Source organism: Pseudomonas sp. 43mfcvi1.1, from assembly GCF_900115935.1.
In the GTDB taxonomy this organism is placed as follows: domain Bacteria; phylum Pseudomonadota; class Gammaproteobacteria; order Pseudomonadales; family Pseudomonadaceae; genus Aquipseudomonas; species Aquipseudomonas bijieensis.
In genome coordinates this window covers 78,778-100,605 of record NZ_UETT01000002.1, presented here as the reverse complement: position 1 = coordinate 100,605, position 21,828 = coordinate 78,778, and the positions used below count along the sequence as shown (strand labels likewise).

General features: G+C 61.2%; 19 protein-coding genes. 14 read left to right on the top strand and 5 right to left on the bottom strand.

Going from position 1 to position 21,828, the window contains the following annotated elements:
* The first annotated feature begins 22 nt into the window (after window positions 1-22).
* Both DTP52_RS03775 and rimK read left to right on the top strand, forming a co-directional pair.
* Window positions 23-487 carry an ATP-dependent zinc protease gene (locus DTP52_RS03775; protein ID WP_176689599.1) on the top strand — a complete coding sequence of 155 codons (465 nt, stop codon included), beginning with the start codon at window positions 23-25 and terminating at the stop codon, window positions 485-487.
* Window positions 484-1,389 carry a 30S ribosomal protein S6--L-glutamate ligase gene (gene rimK / locus DTP52_RS03770; RefSeq protein ID WP_003196697.1) on the top strand — a complete coding sequence of 302 codons (906 nt, stop codon included), beginning with the start codon at window positions 484-486 and terminating at the stop codon, window positions 1,387-1,389. Before DTP52_RS03775 ends, rimK begins: the two co-directional genes overlap by 4 nt.
* Window positions 1,390-1,526: 137 nt before the next feature.
* Here the strand turns inward: rimK and DTP52_RS03765 are convergent, their stop codons facing one another.
* Both DTP52_RS03765 and ompR read right to left on the bottom strand, forming a co-directional pair.
* Window positions 1,527-2,840 (bottom strand): ATP-binding protein, encoded by a 1,314-nt coding sequence (locus DTP52_RS03765; RefSeq protein WP_003196694.1) that lies wholly within the window; start codon window positions 2,838-2,840, stop codon window positions 1,527-1,529.
* Window positions 2,841-2,953: 113 nt separating this feature from the next.
* Complete coding sequence (ompR, locus tag DTP52_RS03760; protein ID WP_003196691.1) at window positions 2,954-3,694, bottom strand: two-component system response regulator OmpR; 741 nt, start codon at window positions 3,692-3,694, stop codon at window positions 2,954-2,956.
* A 358-nt stretch (window positions 3,695-4,052) separates the two neighbouring features.
* Here ompR and DTP52_RS03755 point away from each other — a divergent pair, with 358 nt between their 5' ends.
* From DTP52_RS03755 to tauD, 7 genes are all read left to right on the top strand, one after another.
* The gene (locus DTP52_RS03755) at window positions 4,053-6,377 is read left to right on the top strand and encodes a Tex family protein (protein WP_109751920.1); all 2,325 of its coding nucleotides are present in this window, start codon (window positions 4,053-4,055) and stop codon (window positions 6,375-6,377) included.
* A complete protein-coding gene (locus DTP52_RS03750; protein WP_109751919.1) occupies window positions 6,377-6,760 on the top strand; it encodes a PaaI family thioesterase in 384 nt (127 codons plus the stop codon). Before DTP52_RS03755 ends, DTP52_RS03750 begins: the two co-directional genes overlap by 1 nt.
* A gap of 271 nt (window positions 6,761-7,031) precedes the next feature.
* Complete coding sequence (gene gshA / locus DTP52_RS03745) at window positions 7,032-8,615, top strand: glutamate--cysteine ligase (protein ID WP_109751918.1); 1,584 nt, start codon at window positions 7,032-7,034, stop codon at window positions 8,613-8,615.
* A gap of 246 nt (window positions 8,616-8,861) precedes the next feature.
* Complete coding sequence (tauA, locus tag DTP52_RS03740; protein WP_109751917.1) at window positions 8,862-9,836, top strand: taurine ABC transporter substrate-binding protein; 975 nt, start codon at window positions 8,862-8,864, stop codon at window positions 9,834-9,836.
* Between the two features lie 21 nt (window positions 9,837-9,857).
* Window positions 9,858-10,652, top strand: coding sequence for a taurine ABC transporter ATP-binding subunit (gene tauB, locus DTP52_RS03735; RefSeq protein ID WP_109751916.1), 795 nt, complete (start codon window positions 9,858-9,860; stop codon window positions 10,650-10,652).
* Complete coding sequence (tauC, locus tag DTP52_RS03730; RefSeq protein WP_109751915.1) at window positions 10,652-11,491, top strand: taurine ABC transporter permease TauC; 840 nt, start codon at window positions 10,652-10,654, stop codon at window positions 11,489-11,491. The genes tauB and tauC overlap by 1 nt, the downstream gene beginning before the upstream one ends.
* Window positions 11,492-11,542: 51 nt before the next feature.
* Window positions 11,543-12,385, top strand: coding sequence for a taurine dioxygenase (gene tauD / locus DTP52_RS03725; RefSeq protein WP_109751914.1), 843 nt, complete (start codon window positions 11,543-11,545; stop codon window positions 12,383-12,385).
* Between the two features lie 186 nt (window positions 12,386-12,571).
* Here the strand turns inward: tauD and mgrA are convergent, their stop codons facing one another.
* Complete coding sequence (gene mgrA, locus DTP52_RS03720; RefSeq protein WP_109751913.1) at window positions 12,572-13,609, bottom strand: L-glyceraldehyde 3-phosphate reductase; 1,038 nt, start codon at window positions 13,607-13,609, stop codon at window positions 12,572-12,574.
* Window positions 13,610-13,815: 206 nt separating this feature from the next.
* On the bottom strand, window positions 13,816-14,706 hold the full coding sequence (locus tag DTP52_RS03715) for a LysR family transcriptional regulator (protein WP_109751912.1): 891 nt from the start codon (window positions 14,704-14,706) through the stop codon (window positions 13,816-13,818).
* Between the two features lie 131 nt (window positions 14,707-14,837).
* On the opposite strand from DTP52_RS03715, the gene DTP52_RS03710 reads away from it, so the two are divergent.
* Window positions 14,838-15,578: an SDR family oxidoreductase gene (locus DTP52_RS03710; RefSeq protein ID WP_109751911.1), complete on the top strand. Its 741-nt coding sequence runs from the start codon at window positions 14,838-14,840 to the stop codon at window positions 15,576-15,578.
* A gap of 153 nt (window positions 15,579-15,731) precedes the next feature.
* Here DTP52_RS03710 and betT read toward each other — a convergent pair whose 3' ends face one another.
* A complete protein-coding gene (gene betT / locus DTP52_RS03705) occupies window positions 15,732-17,693 on the bottom strand; it encodes a choline transporter BetT (protein ID WP_162893935.1) in 1,962 nt (653 codons plus the stop codon).
* Window positions 17,694-18,102: 409 nt separating this feature from the next.
* Between betT and DTP52_RS03700 the strand changes: the two genes are divergently transcribed.
* The 4 genes from DTP52_RS03700 to tcyN all read left to right on the top strand — a co-directional run bounded on the left by DTP52_RS03700 (window position 18,103) and on the right by tcyN (window position 21,629).
* Window positions 18,103-19,101 carry a D-cysteine desulfhydrase gene (locus DTP52_RS03700; protein WP_109751909.1) on the top strand — a complete coding sequence of 333 codons (999 nt, stop codon included), beginning with the start codon at window positions 18,103-18,105 and terminating at the stop codon, window positions 19,099-19,101.
* Between the two features lie 303 nt (window positions 19,102-19,404).
* Window positions 19,405-20,199, top strand: a complete 795-nt coding sequence (gene tcyJ / locus DTP52_RS03695; protein WP_109751908.1) for a cystine ABC transporter substrate-binding protein — start codon at window positions 19,405-19,407, stop codon at window positions 20,197-20,199.
* Window positions 20,199-20,864: a cystine ABC transporter permease gene (gene tcyL, locus DTP52_RS03690; RefSeq protein WP_109751907.1), complete on the top strand. Its 666-nt coding sequence runs from the start codon at window positions 20,199-20,201 to the stop codon at window positions 20,862-20,864. The genes tcyJ and tcyL overlap by 1 nt, the downstream gene beginning before the upstream one ends.
* A 3-nt stretch (window positions 20,865-20,867) precedes the next feature.
* Window positions 20,868-21,629, top strand: a complete 762-nt coding sequence (gene tcyN / locus DTP52_RS03685) for an L-cystine ABC transporter ATP-binding protein TcyN (protein WP_109751906.1) — start codon at window positions 20,868-20,870, stop codon at window positions 21,627-21,629.
* Window positions 21,630-21,828 lie beyond the last annotated feature (199 nt).

Below are 21,828 nucleotides of genomic sequence, written 5' to 3'. Positions count from 1 at the left end.
TTTATTGAAGACTTTTGACCATTTGACCGTTGTCGGTCTGCGCGAGTGGGTGGCGCTCCCGGATCTGGGAGTCGTGGGCCTGCGGGCAAAAATCGACACCGGTGCCAGCACTTCCAGCCTGCATGCCACCGACATCGAGCCGTTCGAGCGCGATGGCGAAAAGTGGGTTCGCTTCACTGCGCACCTCGGCACCGTGGTGCAGTTGCGCCATCGTCGCTGCGAAGCTCCGCTGGTGGCCCGCAAGACCATAAAGAGTTCCAACGGCCACGCTCAGGTCCGCTACGTGATCAGCACCACGTTGGCGCTGGGTGACCGGATCTGGCGAGTCGAATTCACCCTTGCCTGCCGAAAATCCATGCGATATCGCCTGTTACTGGGTTCCAAAGCCTTGATCGACGGCCAACTGGTGGTCAATCCGGGTACCAAATACGTTCAAGACAAGCCGGCATTCCCGGTGTCCACTACCTCTGCCACAGGTGTTGCATGAAGATCGCTGTGCTGTCGCGTAATCCGCGTCTGTATTCCACTCGTCGACTGGTTGAAGCCGGAACCGAACGAGGCCATGAAATGGTGGTGATCGATACCCTGCGCGCCTACATGAACATTGCCAGCCACAAGCCGCAGATCCATTACCGTGGCAAGCCGCTGGAAGGGTTCGATGCGGTGATCCCGCGCATCGGCGCATCGGTAACGTTCTATGGCTGCGCGGTGTTGCGCCAGTTCGAAATGATGGGCGTGTTTCCCCTCAACGAGTCGGTGGCCATCGCCCGTTCCCGGGACAAGCTGCGCTCGCTGCAGTTGCTGTCACGACGCGGGATCGGCCTGCCGGTCACCGGTTTTGCCCACTCTCCCGACGACATCCCCGACCTGATTGCGATGGTCAACGGCGCACCACTGGTGATCAAGGTGCTGGAAGGCACCCAGGGCATTGGCGTGGTCCTGTGTGAAACCGCAACGGCGGCGGAGTCGGTGATCGAAGCGTTCATGGGCCTGAAGCAAAACATCATGGTCCAGGAGTACATCAAGGAAGCCGGTGGCGCGGACATCCGCTGTTTCGTGGTCGGCGACAAAGTCATTGCCTCGATGAAACGCCAGGCCAAGCCCGGTGAGTTCCGCTCCAACCTGCATCGCGGTGGCAGTGCCAGCTTGATCAAGATCACCCCGGAAGAGCGCATGACCGCCCTGCGCGCGGCAAAAGTCATGGGCCTGGCGGTGGCAGGCGTGGATATCCTGCGTTCCAACCACGGACCGCTGGTGATGGAGGTCAACTCCTCGCCGGGCCTGGAAGGCATCGAGACCACCACGAGCAAGAACGTGGCGGGGATCATCATCGAGCACCTGGAAAAGAATGGCGGGCCGAACATGACCCGGACCAAGGGTAAAGGCTAAGTCAGAACAACAACTGTGGGAGCGAGCCTGCTCGCGATAGCGGTGGGTCCGTCAGCATCGATGTGACTGATATACCGCCATCGCGAGCAGGCTCGCTCCCACAGGCTCCTCCACGGGTCTCAGCCAGACTGGGATGGCTACACCGCATCCCGCGGCAGCATCAACCCCAACGGCAAGCGCACCCGCGCTTCCAGCCCGCCGCCAACGCGGTTGCGCAGTTCGACATTGCCGCCGTGCATCGAGGCGATGCGCTTGACGATGGCCAGGCCCAACCCCGTGCCCTTGCCGCCCCGGGCGCGGTCGCCGCGAGTGAAGGGGTTGAAGATGGCTTCCAGCTCCGAGGGATCGATACCAGCACCACGGTCCATGACACTCAACACCACGTAAGGCGCGCTGGTGTCACCGGAGACATAGGCCGCCACTTCAACGCCGGTGCCAGCATGGTTCAGGGCGTTGCCGATCAGGTTGTTCAGCAAACGCTTCATCGACACACGGCGCAACGGGAACGGCTGGATCGGTTCCAGGCGCAGGTGCACTTTCTCATCGTTCTGGTTATAGGGCGCGGCCACTTCCCGCACCAACTCACTGAGATCCACCTCTTCCACCGACTCGTCACGACCGTCGCGAATGAACGCCAGGAACTGGTCGAGAATCGCGTCCATATCCTCGATGTCGCGAACCATCTCGTCGGTCAGGTCGGTGTGCTCGCCCATCAACTCCAGCGACAACCGTAGCCGGGTCAGCGGAGTGCGCAGGTCATGGGATACGCCAGCGAGCATCAGTTCACGTTCCCGCCCGGCTTGCTCGACGTCTTCGGCCATCTGGTTGAAGGCGCGATAGACCTCGGTCATCTCGCTGGGTGTATCGCTGATGGGCAGCCGCACGCTGCGGCCCTGGCCCAGTTGGCGGGCCGCGTAGACCAGGCGTTTCAACGGTTGGTTGAGCTGGCTGACGAAGATCCAGGCCGATGCCGTCGACAACAGGCCGATGGCCAGGAACCAGCCAAGCACATTCCAGATTTTCTGGCCGCGCAGCGGATGCGGGTACAGCGGCACTTTCAGCCAGCCATCCCCCAGGCTCGGAGCCCGCACCCAAAGCGCCGGCGGCGAGTGCATGCGCAATCGCACCTCGGTATCGGCGCCCAGTTCGGCCTGCATCTGGCGTTGATAGATTTCGCTGTAGGGCCAGTGCTGCTCACCCTCCGGCACACCGGCGCCGACGACGCGGATCAGCGTCGCCGCCTCGGCTATTTTCGCTCGGTTGGTTTCATCCGCCGCCCAATAAGCCCGCAGGGTCAGGGCCACGCCGTGGCTGTACTGCCGGTCCACGAGCACGTCTTCGTTCATCAGCAGGTACACCAGCGTCAGTGCCTTGGAGAAGAGCACGACGATCAGCACCAGCCAGAGGGTGCGGGAGAAGAAGCTCTGGGGGAACCAAACGGGGGTTTTCATGAATAACCGCTACACACTTGCAGGAGCGAGCGATGCTCGCACATGACAGACCGCGAGTCGCCTGGAAGAAGACATTTCAACCCTCCAGGCCACCCGCTCCTACAAATCGCCGATCACTTGCTGGCGGCGCCATCCGGCACGAACACGTAGCCCACGCCCCAGACCGTCTGGATATACCGCGGCTTGGAAGGATCAGGCTCGATCATCCGGCGCAGGCGGGAAATCTGCACGTCGATGGAGCGCTCCAGCGCATCCCATTCACGACCACGAGCCAGGTTCATCAGTTTGTCGCGGGTCAGCGGCTGGCGGGCGTTCATCACCAGGGCCTTGAGCACGGCGAACTCACCCGTGGTGAGCATGTGCACCTCATCGCCGCGCTTGAGCTCACGAGTGGCCAGGGACAGCTCATAGTCGCCGAAGGTCACGCTTTCGTCTTCGCTGCCCGGCGCGCCAGGTACCGGCGCCGACTGACGACGCAGCACCGCCTTGACGCGGGCCATCAGCTCGTCGGGGTTGAACGGCTTGGCCAGGTAATCGTCGGCGCCCAGTTCAAGGCCCTTGATACGGCTCAGCTCGTCGCCCTTGGCGGTGAGCATGATGATCGGGATCTGGTTGTTGGCGCCACGCAGGCGGCGGCAGGCTGTCAGGCCGTCTTCACCGGGCAGCATCAGGTCGAGCACCACCAGGTTGAAAACTTCACGGGCCAGCAGTCGATCCATCTGCTCGGTGTTCGGTACGGTGCGGGCGCGGTAGCCCTTGCTGACGAAAAAACGTTCCAGCAGGCTGCTCAGCCCCGGATCGTCGTCAACGATAAGAATTTTTTCGCCTTCAGCAGTTTGTGCAGTGCTGCTCATAGGAAGCTCCTTTGATCTCGGCGCGCATTATGGCCTAGCTGCCGTTATACGCACCGTGTGCATTGTTAGCAGATTTTTCCTCTATCTCCACCAATCCGGGTATCGAGCCTACAGACCATGTCCCCCCCTCAAGGCGCAACGCTGGTTATAATGCGCGGCCTTTTGTGCCTGGGAATGTCGGATCGTGACCCCCGGGATGCCATCTTTTCTCCTTGGCCAGGCAGCACTTTTTGAATTTCGCGGGTCAACAGGCAGCCTTTTGACCCAGGCAGCGGCGCATGCCAGGCCGCTCAACCAGTCTCGCCGAGCCCGGCTTCTGCGGTGGCGAGCCTGATTTCACAATTTGTCAGGTGGTTTTATGGACAGCATCAACAGCCGCATCGCCGAGGAACTCGGTGTACGCCCACAACAGGTCGAAGCGGCCGTCGCGCTACTCGATGAAGGCTCCACGGTGCCTTTCATCGCCCGTTACCGGAAAGAAGTGACCGGCAGCCTCGATGACACCCAATTGCGGCATCTGGAAGAGCGCTTGCGCTACCTGCGAGAACTCGACGAACGGCGTATCAGCATCCTGGCCAGCATCCAGGAGCAGGGCAAGCTGACTCCGCAACTTGAGCGCGACATCAAGCTGGCCGACACCAAGACCCGCCTCGAAGACTTGTACCTGCCCTACAAGCAAAAACGCCGCACCAAGGGCCAGATCGCCCTGGAGGCCGGACTCGGCGAGTTGGCCGACGGCCTGTTCAACGACCCGAACCTGACCCCGGAAACCGAAGCTGCGCGCTTCGTCGATGCCGAAAAAGGCGTGGCGGACGTAAAAGCGGCGCTGGAAGGCGCCAAGTACATCCTCATGGAGCGTTTCGCCGAAGACGCCAACCTGTTGGAAAAACTGCGCAATTTCCTCAAACAGGAAGCTATCCTCAGCGCCCGGGTGATCGCCGGCAAGGAAGAGGAAGGCGCGAAGTTCCGCGACTACTTCGAACACGACGAACCGCTCAAGAGCATGCCATCACACCGCGCACTGGCGATTTTCCGGGGCCGCAACGAAGGCATTCTCAGTTCCGCACTGAAGGTCGGAGAAGAACTGCCCGGCACCATGCACCCATGTGAAGGCATGATCGGCCAGCAATTCGGCATCCAGAACCAGAACCGCGCCGCCGACAAATGGTTGGCCGAGGTGGTGCGCTGGACCTGGAAGGTCAAGCTTTACACCCACCTGGAAACCGACCTGCTGGGCGAGTTGCGCGACAACGCCGAGACCGAGGCGATCAACGTCTTCGCCCACAACCTGCACGACCTGCTGCTGGCCGCTCCGGCCGGCCCGCGTGCCACCCTCGGCCTGGACCCGGGCCTGCGTACCGGTTGCAAGGTGGCGGTGGTGGACTCCACCGGCAAACTGCTGGACCACGCGACGGTTTACCCGCACGTGCCACACAACAAATGGGACCAGACCCTCGCCGTGCTCGCCGCCCTGTGCGCCAAGCATTCGGTGGACCTGATCGCCATCGGCAACGGCACCGCCAGCCGCGAGACCGACAAACTGGCCGCCGAGCTGATCAAGAAATACCCAGCCATGAAGATGACCAAAGTCATGGTCTCCGAGGCCGGCGCTTCGGTTTATTCGGCGTCGGAACTGGCCTCCAAGGAATTCCCGGACCTGGACGTCTCGATCCGTGGCGCGGTGTCCATCGCCCGACGCCTGCAGGATCCGCTGGCGGAGTTGGTGAAGATCGATCCGAAATCCATCGGTGTCGGCCAGTACCAGCACGACGTTTCCCAGTTGAAACTGGCTCGTGGCCTGGACGCCGTGGTGGAGGATTGCGTGAACGCCGTGGGCGTGGACGTGAACACCGCTTCGGTGGCGCTGTTGGCGCGTATTTCGGGCCTCAATGCCACACTGGCGCAGAACATCGTCACCCACCGTGACGAACATGGCGCGTTCAAGACCCGCGCGGCGTTGAAGAAAGTCCCGCGTCTGGGAGAAAAAACCTTCGAGCAGGCTGCCGGTTTCCTACGTGTCATGAACGGTGACAACCCGCTGGACTCTTCGGCCGTTCACCCTGAAGCCTACCCGCTGGTGCAACGCATCGCCGCCCAGACCGACCGCGACATTCGTTCGCTGATCGGCGACGCCGCGTTCCTCAAGCGCCTGGATCCGAAGAAATTCACCGACGAAACCTTCGGCCTGCCCACCGTGACCGACATCCTTCAGGAACTGGAGAAACCCGGCCGTGACCCACGTCCCGAGTTCAAGACCGCCGAGTTCCAGGACGGTGTCGAAGACCTCAAGGACCTGCAACCAGGCATGATCCTCGAAGGCGTGGTGACCAACGTCACCAACTTCGGTGCCTTCGTCGACATCGGCGTGCACCAGGACGGTCTGGTGCACATCTCGGCCCTGTCGGAGAAGTTCATCAAGGACCCGCGCGAAGCCGTGAAGGCCGGTGATGTAGTGAAAGTGAAGGTCATGGAAGTCGACATCCCGCGCAAACGCGTCGGCCTGTCGATGCGCATGAGCGACACGCCCGGCGAGAAAGTCGACGGTGCCCGCGGTGCACGCCCTGGCTCGACACCTCGTCAGTCGCAAAACACCGCGCCGCGCAAGGAAACCGCCACCGCGGCCCCGACGAACAACGCCATGGCTTCGTTGTTCGCCAACGCCAAGCAGTTGAAGAAACGCTGATGGACGTGCCGGCCGGGTTGGTGGAAAGCGCGTTTTTCAAGCTGCTCGGCTGCCGTCTGCACAGCCTGGGGGACGGGGTGGCGCAAGTCGCCCTGGGCCTCGAGCCGCCGTTGCGCAACCGTGGCAACAAGCTGCATGGCGGCGCGCTGTTCAGCCTGGTGGACATCGCCATGGGCCTGGCCTGCTCCAGCGTCCACGGCTTTGACCAGCAGAGCGCCACCATCGAATGCAAGATCAATTACATTCGCGCCGTGTCCGACGGCGAAGTGTTGTGCACCGCCCGGGTCATCCACCCCGGCCGGCGCACACTGGTGGTCGAGGCCGAGGTGATGCAAGGCGACAAGCTGGTCGCAAAAGCGCAAGGCACGTTCGCTGTCCTATAGCTCACCGTCATCGATTTGAGTTAATTTCGACGCCACGAATGCGGTATCGATACCCCTTGTGGGAGCGAGCCTGCTCGCGATAGCGGTATGTCAGTCAGCCCGATATTGACTGCTCCACCGCTATCGCGAGCAGGCTCGTTCCCACAGAGGGTTGAGGTGACTTGTCCTTGGCCGCATGAAAACCAGGCGAAAACGCCAGTTTTAACTTCACCCTTGTAGACCGTCTTGCCCACCCCCATATTGGGGCGACTGACGCGTGAAGGAATTCAACTTGAGCGACCTTTTAAACCGCCGCCTGGCCCTGCTCGGCGAGCGCGCCAACCTCTCCCTGCTCGAACAATGCCTGCACGGCATCGAGCGTGAATGCCTGCGCGTCACGGACGATGGCCACCTGGCACAGACCCCGCATCCCAAGGCCCTGGGTTCGGCACTGACCAACGAACAGATCACCACCGACTATTCCGAGTCGCTGCTGGAGTTCATCACCCCGGCCCTGGCCGACCCGGCCGATACCCTGCGCAGCCTCGACAAGATCCACCGGTTTGCCTACAGCAAACTCGGTGACGAGTACCTGTGGAGTCCTTCGATGCCGTGCCCGCTGCCGGAAGAGAAAGACATCCCGATCGCCTACTACGGCACCTCGAATATCGGTCGGCTCAAGTACGTCTACCGCAAGGGCCTGGCCCTGCGCTATGGCAAGACCATGCAATGCATTGCCGGAATCCACTACAACTTTTCCCTGCCGGAAAAGCTCTGGCCGCTGCTTCGGCAGAACGAAGCCGCCGACGTGAGCGACCGTGATTTCCAGTCTTCGTCCTACATCGCGCTGATCCGTAATTTCCGCCGCTACAGCTGGTTGCTGATGTACCTGTTCGGTGCCTCGCCGGCCCTGGACGCTGGTTTCCTGCGAGGTCGCCCGCACCAATTGGAGCAATTGGACCCGGACACCTTGTACCTGCCCTATGCCACCAGCCTGCGCATGAGCGACCTGGGTTACCAGAGCAACGCCCAGGCCGGCCTCACGCCTTGCTACAACGACCTGACGAGCTACACCGACAGCCTGCGCAAAGCGGTGGCGACACCCTACGCGCCCTACGTCGAAGTCGGCACTCACCAGAACGGCGAGTGGGTGCAGCTCAATACCAACATCCTGCAGATCGAAAACGAGTACTACTCCAACATCCGCCCCAAACGCGTGACCTACACCGGCGAGCGGCCGATCCAGGCCTTGATGGCCCGGGGTATCCAGTACGTCGAAGTGCGCTGCCTGGACATCAACCCGTTCCTGCCGATGGGCATCGACCTCACCGAATCGCGCTTCCTCGATGCGTTCCTGCTGTATTGCGGCCTCAATGACAGCCCGCAGCTGGAAAACAACGAATGCGGCAACGCCACGAGCAACTTCCTCACGGTAGTCAAGGAAGGTCGCAAGCCAGGCCTGCAATTGCAGCGACAAGGCCAAGCAGTAGACATGCAGGCCTGGGCCGTCGAACTGCTGGAAAAAATCGCCCCGCTGGCCTCGCTGCTCGACCAGAGCCACGGTGGCGACGCCCACCGCCAGGCCTTGGACGCGCAACTGGCGAAGGTCCGTGATCCGTCCCTGACACCTTCCGCCCAAGTGCTGGCCGCCATGGCCGAGCATCAGGAAAGCTTTGCCCAGTTCTCCCTGCGCCAAAGCAAGGTCCACGCCGAATTCTTCCGCGCCGAGCCGTTACCAGCCCAGGAGCAGACAGCGTTCGAAGACGCCGCCCGGGAATCCCTGGTTCAACAAACTGAACTGGAGCAGAACGAAGTGGGGGATTTCGATGTGTTCGTGGGTTCGTATCAAGCGAGCATTCTGGCGATCAGTAACTGATCCCTCTTTGATCAGGACGCTTTTTGTGGCGAGGGAGCTTGCTCCCGCTGGACTGCGAAGCAGGCCCCTTTTACGGCTGCTGCGCAGCCGAGCGGGAGCAAGCTCCCTCGCCACAAGGGTTTCCAGTGTGGCTTATAGATTTTTTCGAAAATAAGCTCATTCGAAAAAGTTATTTATTTTTGAATTCTTAGATCATTTAGTCTCCTCCAACGCCGAACATCCGGCGGCCTGTTGAGGAGCTTTCCCATGACTTTGCGTTTCCCCCTTCGCCTTCTCGCGGCCGCCTCCCTGGCCGTCACCAGTTTTTTTGCCCAGGCAGCCGACCTGACCGTTGCCTACCAGACCACCGTCGACCCGGCCAAAGTCGCCCAGGCCGATGGCGCCTATGAAAAAGCCACCCAAGCCAAGATCGACTGGCGCAAGTTCGACAACGGTGCCGATGTCATCACCGCCATCGCCTCGGGCGACGTGCAGATCGGCTACCTCGGCTCCAGCCCGTTGACCGCGGCCATCACCCGCAAGGTCCCGGTGGAAACCTTCCTCATCGCCACCCAGATCGGCGCCGAGGCCTTGGTGGTTCGCGACGGTTCCGGGATCAAAACCCCACAAGACCTGATCGGCAAGAAGATCGCCGTGCCGTTCGTCTCCACCGGCCATTACAGCCTGCTCGCCGCGTTGAAGCACTGGAACATCGACCCGTCGAAAGTCACCGTCCTCAACCTCGCGCCACCGGCCATCATCGCGGCCTGGAAGCGCGGCGACATCGACGCTACCTACGTCTGGGATCCAGCCTTGGGCGTGGCCAAGGAGAACGGCAAGGTGCTGATCACGTCTGCGGAACTGGCCAAGTTCGGCGCACCGACCTTCGACGCCTGGATCGTGCGCAAGGACTTCGCCCAGAAGCATCCTGAAATCGTCACCGCTTTCGCCAAAGTCACCCTGGATGCCTACGCCCAGTACCGCAAGGATCCACAAGCCTGGCTGGCCGATGTGTCCAACGTCGACAAACTGGTGAAGCTCTCCGGCGCCAAGGCCAGCGACATTCCGCTATTGCTGCAAGGCAACGTCTTTCCCCTGGCGGCCGATCAGGTCGTGAGCCTCGGCGCACCAACCACCCAAGCCATCACCGACACCGCGGCGTTCCTGAAAGAACAAGGCAAGGTCGAAGCCGTGCTGCCGGACTACGCGCCTTACGTCAGCGCCAAATACATCACTCGCTGATTGGAAAAAGGGAGACACGCGATGGCCTTGCTACAACTGGAGCGCATCAGCGCACAGTACCCCGGCGCGGCGGAACCTGTGCTGGCGGATATTTCCCTGACCCTGGGGCCCCGGCAACTGCTGGTTGCCCTCGGCCCGTCCGGCAGTGGCAAGACTTCGCTGTTGAACCTGATTGCCGGGTTCGTCGAACCCAGCGCCGGGCAGATCACCCTGGACGGCGTACCGGTCAAGGGGCCGAGTGCCGAACGCGGCGTGGTGTTCCAGGACGATGCGCTGCTGCCTTGGCAGGACGTGCTGGCCAACGTTGGGTTCGGCCTGGAACTGGCCGGGGTTGCCAAGCAAAAGCGCGAAGCCCGGGCCCGGGAAATGCTTGCCCTGGTGGACCTGGCCGGTTTCGAGCAACGCCGCGTCTGGCAGCTCTCCGGCGGCCAGAAGCAGCGTGTTGGCCTGGCCCGGGCATTGGCGGCCGACCCGCGCGTGCTGTTGATGGACGAGCCTTTCGGCGCGCTGGACGCTTTCACCCGCGAGCAGATGCAGGAACTGTTGCTACAAGTCTGGCAGCGCACCGCCAAGCCGGTGTTCCTGATTACCCATGACATTGAAGAGGCCGTGTTCCTCGCTACCGACTTGATCCTGTTGGCGCCAAACCCGGGGCAAGTCGTCGAGCGCCTGAGCCTGGATTTCGGCCAGCGCTACGGGGCCGGGGAGTCGGCGCGATCGATCAAGTCCGACCCGCGCTTTATCGAAACCCGCGAGCATGTACTCGCCAAGGTGTTCGCCCAACGCAGCGCCACTCGACCACAGGAGAGCGCATGATGAGCAGCTACGAAATTCCAGCCGTGGTCAGTGACGCGGCGCCCCAGCGCTCGGCCATCGGCCCGAGCCCCAACCTGAGCACACGTTGGATCAGCGGCTTGACCCTGATCGCACTGCTGGCGGTCTGGTGGGCCGTCACGGCCAGTGGCCTGATCGAACCGCTGTTCCTGCCCTCGCCGTCTGCCGTGCTGCAAAAGGGCTGGCTGCTGGCGACCAGCGGCTACATGGACTCCACCCTCTGGCAACACTTGGCCGCCAGCCTTGAACGCATCGGCCTGGGCCTGTTGTTCGCGGTACTGACAGCGGTGCCAGTGGGCATCGCCATTGGTGCCAACCGCATCGCTCGCGGCGTGCTCGATCCGTTGATCGAGTTCTACCGGCCGATTCCACCGTTGGCATATCTGCCGTTGATCGTGATCTGGTGCGGCATCGGTGAGTTATCGAAGGTGCTGTTGATCTACCTGGCAATCTTCGCCCCGATCGCCATCGCCACCGCCACGGGTGTGCGCACCGTCGACCGGGCCAAGTTGCGCGCGGCACAATCGTTGGGCGCCACGCGGGCCCAGTTGATTCGCCATGTGATCGTGCCCAGTGCCTTGCCGGACATTCTCACCGGCATTCGCATTGGCCTGGGCGTGGGTTGGTCGACCCTGGTGGCCGCCGAGCTGATTGCCGCCACCAGCGGCCTGGGGTTCATGGTTCAGTCAGCGGCGCAGTTCCTGGTCACCGATGTGGTGGTGCTGGGGATCCTGGTGATCGCACTGATCGCCTTCGCCATGGAAATGGGCTTGCGCGCCCTGCAACGCAAACTGGTGCCGTGGCACGGCCAGACCCATTGATAGCCAATGACCACGCCGACCATTCGGCGCCCCCACTGCGAGAACACGACAATGAGCCGCCCGACCATTACTCCTTTGAGCATCGCCCTTGGCGCGCAGATCAGCGGGATCGACATCAGCCAGCCCTTGAGCCCGGAAAATCGCGACGTCATCGAGCAGGCCCTGCTTGAGCATCAGGTGCTGTTCTTTCGCGACCAGCCCATCGAGCCGACGCAGCAAGCGCGATTCGCCGGATATTTTGGCGACCTGCACATTCATCCGATCTACCCCAACATACCGGAGCAGCCGCAAGTCCTGGTGCTCGACACTGCCGTCACCGATGTTCGCGACAACGCCGTGTGGCACACCGACGTAACCTTTCTCCCGACGCCCGCGATGGGCGCGGTGCTCAGCGCCAAACTGCTGCCGGCGTTTGGCGGCGATACGTTGTGGGCCAGTGGCATCGCGGCTTACGAAGCCTTGTCGGCGCCGTTGAAGCGCTTACTGGAAGGCCTGACGGCGACCCACGACTTCACCCGCTCGTTTCCCTTGGAGCGTTTTGGCAACAGCGCCGAAGACCTGGCGCGCTGGGAAGAAGCACGGCGGAAAAACCCGCCGCTGTCCCATCCGGTGATCCGCACCCACCCGGTGAGTGGGCGTCGGTCGCTGTTCGTCAATGAAGGCTTCACGACAAGGATCAACGAGCTATCGGAAAGCGAAAGCGAGGTGATCCTGAAACTGCTGTTCGCCCACGCCACCCGCCCGGAATTCACCCTGCGCTGGCGTTGGCAGGTCAACGATGTGGCGTTCTGGGACAACCGCGTCACCCAGCATTTCGCCGTGGACGACTATTGCCCGGCCCGGCGGGTGATGCACCGGGCGACGGTGTTGGGGGATGTGCCGTTTTTCAGGTGAGGCACTGAATCTGAATTGCTCTTGTGGCGAGGGGATTTATCCCCGTTGGGCTGCACAGCAGCCCCAAAACAGATAACTCGATTCCACCTGATACACCGCGTGCTCAGGTTTGGGGTTGTTTCGCAGCCCAACGGGGATAAATCCCCTCGCCACAGGGTTTTGTGTTCACCGTACTTGCAGAGGTGGTTACTCCGCCGACGAAGGTTTCTCCCAAAGATTGATCCCGCCTTCCTGGGCAAACCGGTCGATTTCGGCCAGTTCTTCGGCGCTAAAGCTCAGGTTCTTCAGTGCCCCGACGTTCTCGATGATTTGCTCCGGCCGGCTGGCGCCGATCAGGGCGGAGGTGACCCGGGGATCACGCAGGGTCCAGGCCAGGGCCATTTGCGCCAGGCTCTGCCCGCGCCGCTGGGCGATCTCATTGAGCGCGCGCACGTGGGCGATGTTCTCCTCCGACAGGTGCGAAGCCTGCAACGAGCCGCCGCCCGGACGGTTCACCCGCGCATCGGCCGGAACGCCCTTGAGGTACTTGTCGGTCAGCAGGCCCTGGGCCAGTGGCGTGAAGGCGATCACACCGGTACCCAGTTCGTCGGTGGCGTCCAGCAGGTCTTTCTCCACCCAGCGGTTGAGCAGGTTGTAGGCCGGCTGGTGGATCAGCAGCGGGACTTTCCACTCCTTGAGCAGCGCCGCCATTTCCCGGGTCTTCACCCCGGAATACGAGGAGATGCCAATGTACAACGCCTTGCCCTGCTGCACTGCGGTGGCCAGCGCACTGGCGGTTTCTTCCAGTGGCGTATCGGGGTCAAAGCGGTGGGAATAGAAGATATCCACGTAGTCGAGCCCCAGGCGTTGCAGGCTCTGGTCAAGGCTGGCGAGCACGTATTTGCGCGAGCCACCGCCCTGACCGTAAGGCCCCGGCCACATGTCCCAACCGGCCTTGCTGGAGATGATCAATTCATCGCGGTACTGCTTGAAGTCTTCGCGCAGCAGTCGACCGAAATTGATCTCGGCGCTGCCGTACGGCGGGCCGTAGTTGTTCGCCAGGTCGAAGTGGTTGATACCCAGGTCGAACGCCGTGCGCAGCAGGGCGCGCTGGGTGTCGATGGGCGTACTGTCACCAAAGTTGTGCCACAACCCCAGCGACAGCGCTGGCAGCACCAGCCCACTGCGACCGACGCGACGGTAAGGAATGGACTCGTAACGGTTTTCGGCAGCGGTGTAGGTCATCGAAAGGCTCTCTGTTCTCACGCTTGTGGCACAAGCTAACATTTCACAGACGCCTCGGTCAGGCTGAAAGTTCGCATATCAGGTGTGGGAGCGGGCTTGCTCGCGAAAGCGGTGTGTCAGTCAGCACAAATTTCGAATTTGCCGACGCATTCGCGAGCAAGCCCGCTCCCACAGGGTTTTGCAGTGCCAGGAAATCGGAGGGCACACTAACGCGCCTGCGCAAACACCTCCGCCACCCAATCCACGAACACCCGCACCCGTGGCGACATGAGTCGGTTGTGCGGATAAAGCACCGAGACCGGCATGGACGGTGGTGGGGTGGCGGGGAGGACTTCCTGCATCAGGCCCTGCCGGATCGGCTCTTGCATTCGGTAATACGGGCATTGGATCAAGCCCAGGCCGGCAATGGCCGAGGCGGCGTAGATTTCGGCACCGGACACCGACAACGTCCCCCCGATCGGCACCTCCTTGAGTTCGCCATCGACCATGAACTCGAACGGATAGAGCTTGCCGGTGGTCCGCGATACGTAATTCACCGCCCGGTGATGTTTCAAGTCATCGAGGCTTTTCGGTTCGCCGTACTGGCGCAGGTAACCGGGGCTGGCACAGGTGATCTGCCGAAGGTTGGCGACACGTCGGCCAATCAATGACGAGTCCGTCAGCGCACCGGAGCGCAACACGCAATCGACGCCCTCGGCAATCAGGTCGACGAAACGATCCGCCTCGCTGATAAACAGTTCTATTTCGGGGTAGCGGGCCATGAATTGCGGCAACGCCGGGATCACGAAATACCTGGCCTGAGTGCCATGCAGGTCTACTCTGAGTTTGCCCTTGGGCGCCACGCCGCGAAACGCCAGCTCGGCTTCTTCGAGTTCCGCCAGCAATTGCACGCAGCGCGGGTAGTAGGCTTCGCCGTCGAGGGTCGAGCGCACCTTGCGAGTGCTGCGCTCCAGCAAACGCACGCCCAGCCAGGCTTCGAATTGATTGAGCGTGTGGGTCAGCGTGGCCCGGGGCATGTTCAAGTCTTCAGCGGCCAGGGTGAAGCTGCTGCGTTCGTATATGCGGACAAATACCCTCATCGCCTTGACCTGGTCCATTTGAATCCCGCGCGCTGATTGTTGGAAAAAATTGAACAGTCAAGGCAACTCTCGTGCATTTATCGCCAAGAGTAAACATGTGAATCTGGCTTCAACGAATCACAACCCCTCACTCTCAAAGGAACCCTCACATGACTGTTCAAAACTCGAAAGTTGCCATCGTGACCGGCGCCTCCCGCGGCATCGGCGCCGAAATCGCCAAGCAACTGGCCAGCGAAGGTTTTGCCGTCGTCATCAATTACGCCAACAGCGCCAGCGAGGCGTCCAAATTGGTGGTGCAGTTGCGCCAGGCCGGCCACCAGGCCATAGCGGTCAAGGCAGACGTGTCCTCTGCCGCGGATGTGCGGCAGATGTTCGATGAAACCGAAGCGAAACTGGGCAAGGTCGACGTGCTGATCAACAACGCCGGCATCCTTCAGGTAATGCCCCTGGCGCAGCACAGCGACGAGCTGTTCGAGCAGACGTTCGCCATCAACACCCGTGGCACCTTCAATACCCTGCGCGAAGCCGCGACCCGCCTGAACGACGGTGGCCGGATCGTGAATTTTTCCAGCAGCACCGTTGGCCTGAACCTGCCCGGCTACTCGGTGTACATCGCCAGCAAGGCGGCGGTGGAGTCGCTGACCCAGGTGTTCGCCAAGGAATTGCGCGGCCGCCAGATCACGGTCAATGCCGTGGCCCCCGGCCCGGTCGCCACTGAACTGTTCATGCATGGCAAGAGCGAGGAGCAGATCCAGAACTACGCCAAGATGCCGCCCTTGGAACGCCTCGGCCAGCCGGAAGACATCGCCAGCATCATCGCGTTCCTGGTGAGCCCCGCCGCTGGTTGGGTGAACGGGCAAATCTTGCGGGCCAACGGCGGCCTGGTCTGAGGCTTTATTCTCCGTCGCCAGCCACACCGCCATCGCGAGCAGGCTCGCTCCCACAAGGCAATCACTTAAACCTGTGGGAGCGAGCCTGCTCGCGATGGGGCCAGAGCGGTGCAGATGAAGATCTGCTCGGCTACCTTTATCCTTGGGCTTCGATCAGCGCACCAGATGCAGGAACTGCAGGTGCCGCTCGTACTGGTCGAGAATGTCGTTGATCACCTGCTCCTTGGTGTAGCCCACCAGGTCGTAATCCTGGCTGCCTTCGCTCAGGTGTACTTCGGCACGGTAGTAACGACGGTTGTTGAGTTCCTTCGAGCCCATGCCACCGCGAGCGAAGGATGGCGTGAAGTAGCCGCGCATCTGCACCTGGTAAATGAACGGATGTTGCTCGCCGTGACCGATCTCCAGGCTGACGCTGTCATTGGCCGGGTCTGGCTGGGTCACCACCGTCAGGCCCTTCTCGACGAACACCGCGGTCACTTCTTCAATGGCCGGACGTACCGTGGTGTCGAGGAAACGGTACACCTCATCCCGAGACGGGAAATGCACCGCCTGGCTCAACCGCTGGCGCCAGCCGCCCGTGCCCCGGCGCGATCCAGATACCGGCGCCAGGGAATGCAATTGCGCGATCTGCTTCTGGGATTCCAGGTAGAACGCCTTGTGCAGGCCCCACATCATCAACAGCAGAATCAGCGAGAACGGCAAGGAAGTCAGCACCACCGCCGACTTCAAGGCATCGATACTGCCGGAGAACAGCAACGCACTGGTCACCAGGGCGGTCATCGCGCCCCAGAACACTCGCAGCCATTTCGGCCCGTCCTCATCAGGGTTGCCGCCCTTGGCCGACAACGTCGACAGCACCACGGTACCGGAGTCGGCGGACGTGACAAAGAACACGAAGCTGATGAACACGGTGACTGCGATGACAGTCTTGCTCCATGGGTAGGTTTCCAACAGCAGATAAAGGCTCATCGATGGGTTTTCCAGGGCCGACATGCCCAGGGCGCTCATGCCGTGGTTCAGCACTTGGTCGATGGCGCTGTTGCCAAAGATCGACATCCACGCCAGGGTGAACCCCAGGGGAATCAGCAGCACGCCAAACACGAATTCGCGGATGGTGCGACCACGGGAAATCCGCGCGATGAACAGCCCCACGAACGGCGACCAGGCGATCCACCAGGCCCAGTAGAACACCGTCCAACCGCCCAGCCAGTCGCTGGGTTTGTCATAGGCGTAAAGGTCGAAGCTCTTCATCGGCAAGGCACCGAGGTAATCGCCGATGTTCTGGATCAAGGTGTTGAGCAAATGCTGGGTGGGCCCGGCAAACAGCACAAACAACAGCAACGCACAGGCCAACAACATGTTGATGTCGGACATGACCCGCACGCCTTTGTCGACACCGGCCACCGCGACGATGATCGCCGCGCCCATCATCAGCACGATCAGGCCGACTTGAATCCATTGGGTGTGGGCGACACCGAACAGGTAATCGAGCCCTGAATTCAGGTGCAATACCCCGAAGCCCATGTCCGCGCCGAGACCGAACACCGTGGCGATGATGCCGAAACCGTCCACCGCATAGCCGATGGGGCCGTTGATGCGCTTGCCGATCAGCGGGTACAACGCCGAACGCAGGGCTAGCGGCAAATTGTGCCGATAGGCGAAGTACGCCAGGGCCATGCCGACGAAGGCGAACACGCCCCAACCGTGCAGGCCCCAGTGCAGAAACAGAATCTGCATGGCCTGGCGCGCCGCGTCAGCGGTACCGGCCTCGCCCTGGGGCGGCTGCACCAAGTGGGTCAACGGCTCGGAGACGCAGAAGAAAAATAGCGTGATGCTGATGCCGGCGGCGAACAGCATGCCAGCCCAGGACAGGTAACTGAATTCGGGTTCGTCGTGGTCGGCACCGAGCTTGATCTTGCCGTAGCCGGACAAGGCGGTGACCACCACGAAGACCAGATACAGCGTCATCGCCAGCATGTAATACCAGCCGACCGTATTGGCCGCCCAGTTCTGCGCCGCCAGCAGCCAGGCACCGGCCTGCTCCGGCACGGCAATCACCACCAGGCCGAACAACAGGATGAAAGTCGCCGCGAAATAAAACACCGGCGGGTTCATGCGGACCAGGCCGCTGGGTGGGAGGGACGAGGCACTCATGGGCAGTGCACTCCGGAAAGCGAAAGGATGGCGGTCGAAAACGGACTCGGCAAAGGCAAGCCTCCTGTTGTGAGCGGGCAGCAAACCGACGGTTTAACTTGAATGAACGTTCAAGTTAAACATGAATAGGTAGCTAAGGACTAATCGCAAGGCTCGACGGCACGTTTCCTACGCTAGCCTACGGAAGGGTATGACGTTGCCTGGAGAGCATTCGTTCACAGATGCCCTTGCAAATACAGACCCTGTGGGGTTTTTGGTGTTCGTCCATTTGCGTCCCCTCCCCCGTTTAAGCCCCGACAAACGATTGCCGGTTGCCCATGAATATCGGCGTGCCTATAGTCCAGACATCGCCTACAACCAGTACGGACCCATGATCAAACAACAGTTGTCTCGCTTTAACCGTCTCGACCTGCTCGGCCATCCGACACCGCTGGAAAAACTCGAGCGACTCTCCACCTGGCTCGGCCGGGACATCTATATCAAGCGCGACGACCTGACGCCCCTGGCCTTGGGCGGCAACAAACTGCGCAAGCTCGAATACCTGGCCGCCGATGCAATCGCCCAGGGCGCCGACACCCTTATTACCGCCGGCGCGATCCAGTCCAACCATGTACGCCAGACCGCCGCCCTGGCCGCGAAACTGGGCCTGGGTTGCGTGGCCCTGCTGGAAAACCCCATCGGCACCGAGGACAGCAACTACCTGGGCAACGGCAACCGATTGCTGCTGGAGCTGTTCGACACCAAGGTCGAGCTGGTGGAAAACCTGGACAACGCCGATGAGCAGCTCCAGGCCCTGGCCGGTCGCCTGCGCAGCAACGGGAAAAAACCCTACCTGGTGCCGATTGGTGGTTCGAACGCCTTGGGCGCGTTGGGGTACGTGCGCGCCGGCCTGGAACTGGCCGAGCAGATCAAGGACACCGGGATCGAGTTCGCCGCCGTGGTACTGGCCTCGGGCAGTGCCGGCACCCACAGCGGCCTGGCGCTGGGGTTGAGTGAAAGCCTGCCGACGCTTCCGGTCATTGGCGTCACGGTTTCACGTAGCGAGGAGGACCAGTTTCCAAAGGTCCAGGGTTTGGCCGAACGCACCGCCCAGTTGCTGGACGTGGCCCTTCCCGAGGCTTTCAAAGTGAACCTGTGGGATGAGTACTTCGCGCCCCGCTACGGTGAGCCAAACGCCGGGACCCTGGCGGCGGTCAAGCTGCTGGCCAGCCAGGAAGGCCTGTTGCTGGATCCGGTCTACACCGGCAAGGCCATGGCCGGCCTGCTCGACGGCATTGGCCGCGACCGCTTCGACGACGGCCCGATCATCTTCCTGCATACCGGCGGTGCGCCCGCGTTGTTTGCCTATAACGCGGCGTTCCAGGCTTAGTGAAGTTCCCAATGTGGGAGCGAGCCTGCTCGCGATGGCAGTGTTTCAGCGGAATAAATTTCGACTGATCCACCGCCATCGCGAGCAAGCTCGTTCCCACAGGCACTCATTCCAAATAAGCATATATGCTTGATTTAATATTATTTTAGAATCTATAACGGCCACCCTATAGTCTCGCCACAGGCGCATTTGCCGCGAGACGCCCAGGCTGCTTTAAGGCAGGATGTGGCAATCTTTTCGGATCGCGGCTACGCCTTATCTCAGCCAAAATAACCTCTTCATAAGAAAACACAGGGGCTTGTCATGAATTTTTCCGCATTACGTCGCAACCTGTTAGTAGGTTCGCTGGGCCTGGCATTGAGCGCCGGCCTGTTGGGGCAAGCGGTTGCCGGTGAGCAACTGCAAAAAATCAAGGACGCAGGCGTAATCAACGTCGGCCTGGAAGGCACTTACCCACCGTTCAGTTTCGTCGACGCCGACGGCAAGCTGGCCGGTTTCGAGGTGGAGTTTTCCGAAGCCCTGGCCAAGGAACTGGGGGTGAAGGTCAAGCTGCAGCCGACCAAATGGGACGGCATCCTCGCGGCACTGGAATCCAAGCGCCTGGACGCGGTGATCAACCAGGTGACCATCTCCGAAGAACGCAAGAAAAAGTATGACTTCTCCACGCCGTATACCGTTTCCGGGATTCAGGCGCTGACCCTGACCAAGAACAAAGACACCATCAAGACCGCCGCCGACCTGGCAGGCAAGAAAGTCGGCGTAGGCCTGGGCACCAACTACGAACAATGGGTGAAAGCCAACGTCCCCGGCGCTGACGTACGTACCTACGAAGATGACCCAACCAAATTCCAGGACCTGCGCGTTGGCCGTATCGACGCCATCCTGATCGACCGCCTCGCCGCGCTCGAATATGCCAAGAAAGCCAAGGACACTGCCGCCGCCGGCGAAGCGTTCTCCCGCCAGGAAGCCGGTATTGCCCTGCGCAAAGGCGAGCCTGAACTGCTGGATGCAGTGAACAAGGCCATCGACAAACTCCGCGCCGATGGCACGCTGAAAAAGCTCTCGGAAAAATACTTCAGCGCTGACGTCACTCAATAATGGAAGAGGCTTTTCAACTCGCGCTGGACTCCGCGCCCTTCCTGCTCAAGGGCGCGTATTACACGATCATCCTCAGCCTGGGCGGGATGTTTTTCGGCCTGCTGCTGGGGTTCGGCCTGGCGTTGATGCGCCTGTCGCGCTTCAAACTGGTGAGCTGGATCGCCCGCATCTACGTGTCGTTCTTTCGCGGCACGCCGCTGCTGGTGCAGTTGTTCGTGATCTATTACGGGTTACCGCAACTGGGTGTCGAACTGGATCCGCTGCCGGCGGCCCTGATCGGCTTCTCGCTGAACATGGCCGCCTATGCCTGTGAAATCCTGCGGGCCGCCATCAGCTCCATCGAGCGCGGCCAGTGGGAAGCGGCGGCGAGTATCGGCATGACCCGCGCCCAGACCCTGCGCCGGGCCATCCTGCCACAAGCCGCACGCACGGCCCTGCCGCCGCTGGGCAACAGCTTCATTTCCCTGGTCAAGGACACCGCGTTGGCGGCGACCATCCAGGTTCCGGAGCTGTTCCGCCAGGCGCAGTTGATCACCGCGCGAACCTTCGAAATCTTCACCATGTACCTCGCCGCCGCGCTGATCTATTGGATTCTGGCGAGCGTGCTCTCGCACCTGCAGAACGTCCTGGAAGCCCGGGTCAATCGGCATGACCAGGAGTCCTGACCCATGATTGTCGTGGAAAAACTGACAAAGCAGTTCAAGGGTCAGGTGGTGCTCAACGGCATCGACCTGCAAGTCGAAGAGGGTGAAGTGGTGGCGATCATTGGCCCCAGTGGTTCGGGCAAGACCACTTTCCTGCGCTGCCTGAACTTCCTCGAAGAACCCAGCAGTGGCCGGATCAAGGTCGGCGACATCGAGATCGATGGCAGCCGTCCGTTGAACCAGCAGCAGAATCTGGTGCGTCGTTTGCGCCAGCAGGTGGGTTTTGTGTTCCAGAACTTCAATCTGTTCCCCCATCGCACCGCGCTGGAGAACGTGATCGAGGGTCCGCTGGTAGTGAAAAAGACCCCGCGCGCAGAAGCCGAAGCACTGGGCCGTAAACTGTTGGCCAAGGTCGGCCTGTCTGGCAAGGAAGACGCCTACCCTCGGCGCCTTTCCGGCGGTCAGCAACAGCGCGTGGCGATTGCCCGGGCGTTGGCGATGGAACCGGAGGTGATCCTGTTCGACGAGCCAACCTCAGCCCTCGATCCGGAATTGGTGGGCGAAGTCCTGGCAACCATTCGCGGCCTGGCCGAAGAAAAACGCACCATGGTCATCGTGACCCACGAAATGGGCTTCGCCCGGGATGTCGCCAACCGCGTGGTGTTTTTCGATAAAGGCGTGATCGTCGAACAAGGCGAAGCCAAGGCCTTGTTTGCAGCGCCCAAGGAAGAACGCACTCGACAGTTCCTCAGCAAATTCCTCTCGTCCAGCCAGCACTCGCAGTAAGTTATAAAACGACATCACTTCCAGGGAAGGACGTGATGTAACTGCAATGTAGCCAGCAAAACACCTGAACTTTATTCACGACAAAACAACCGGAAATTTCTCGCCCATTTAACACACTGTTTGTTTCATGCGCGCTATAACCCCTCGTTACACTTCCCTCCCCCAAGCCTACACCTCCGCCTTATCCACCCGGCTATTA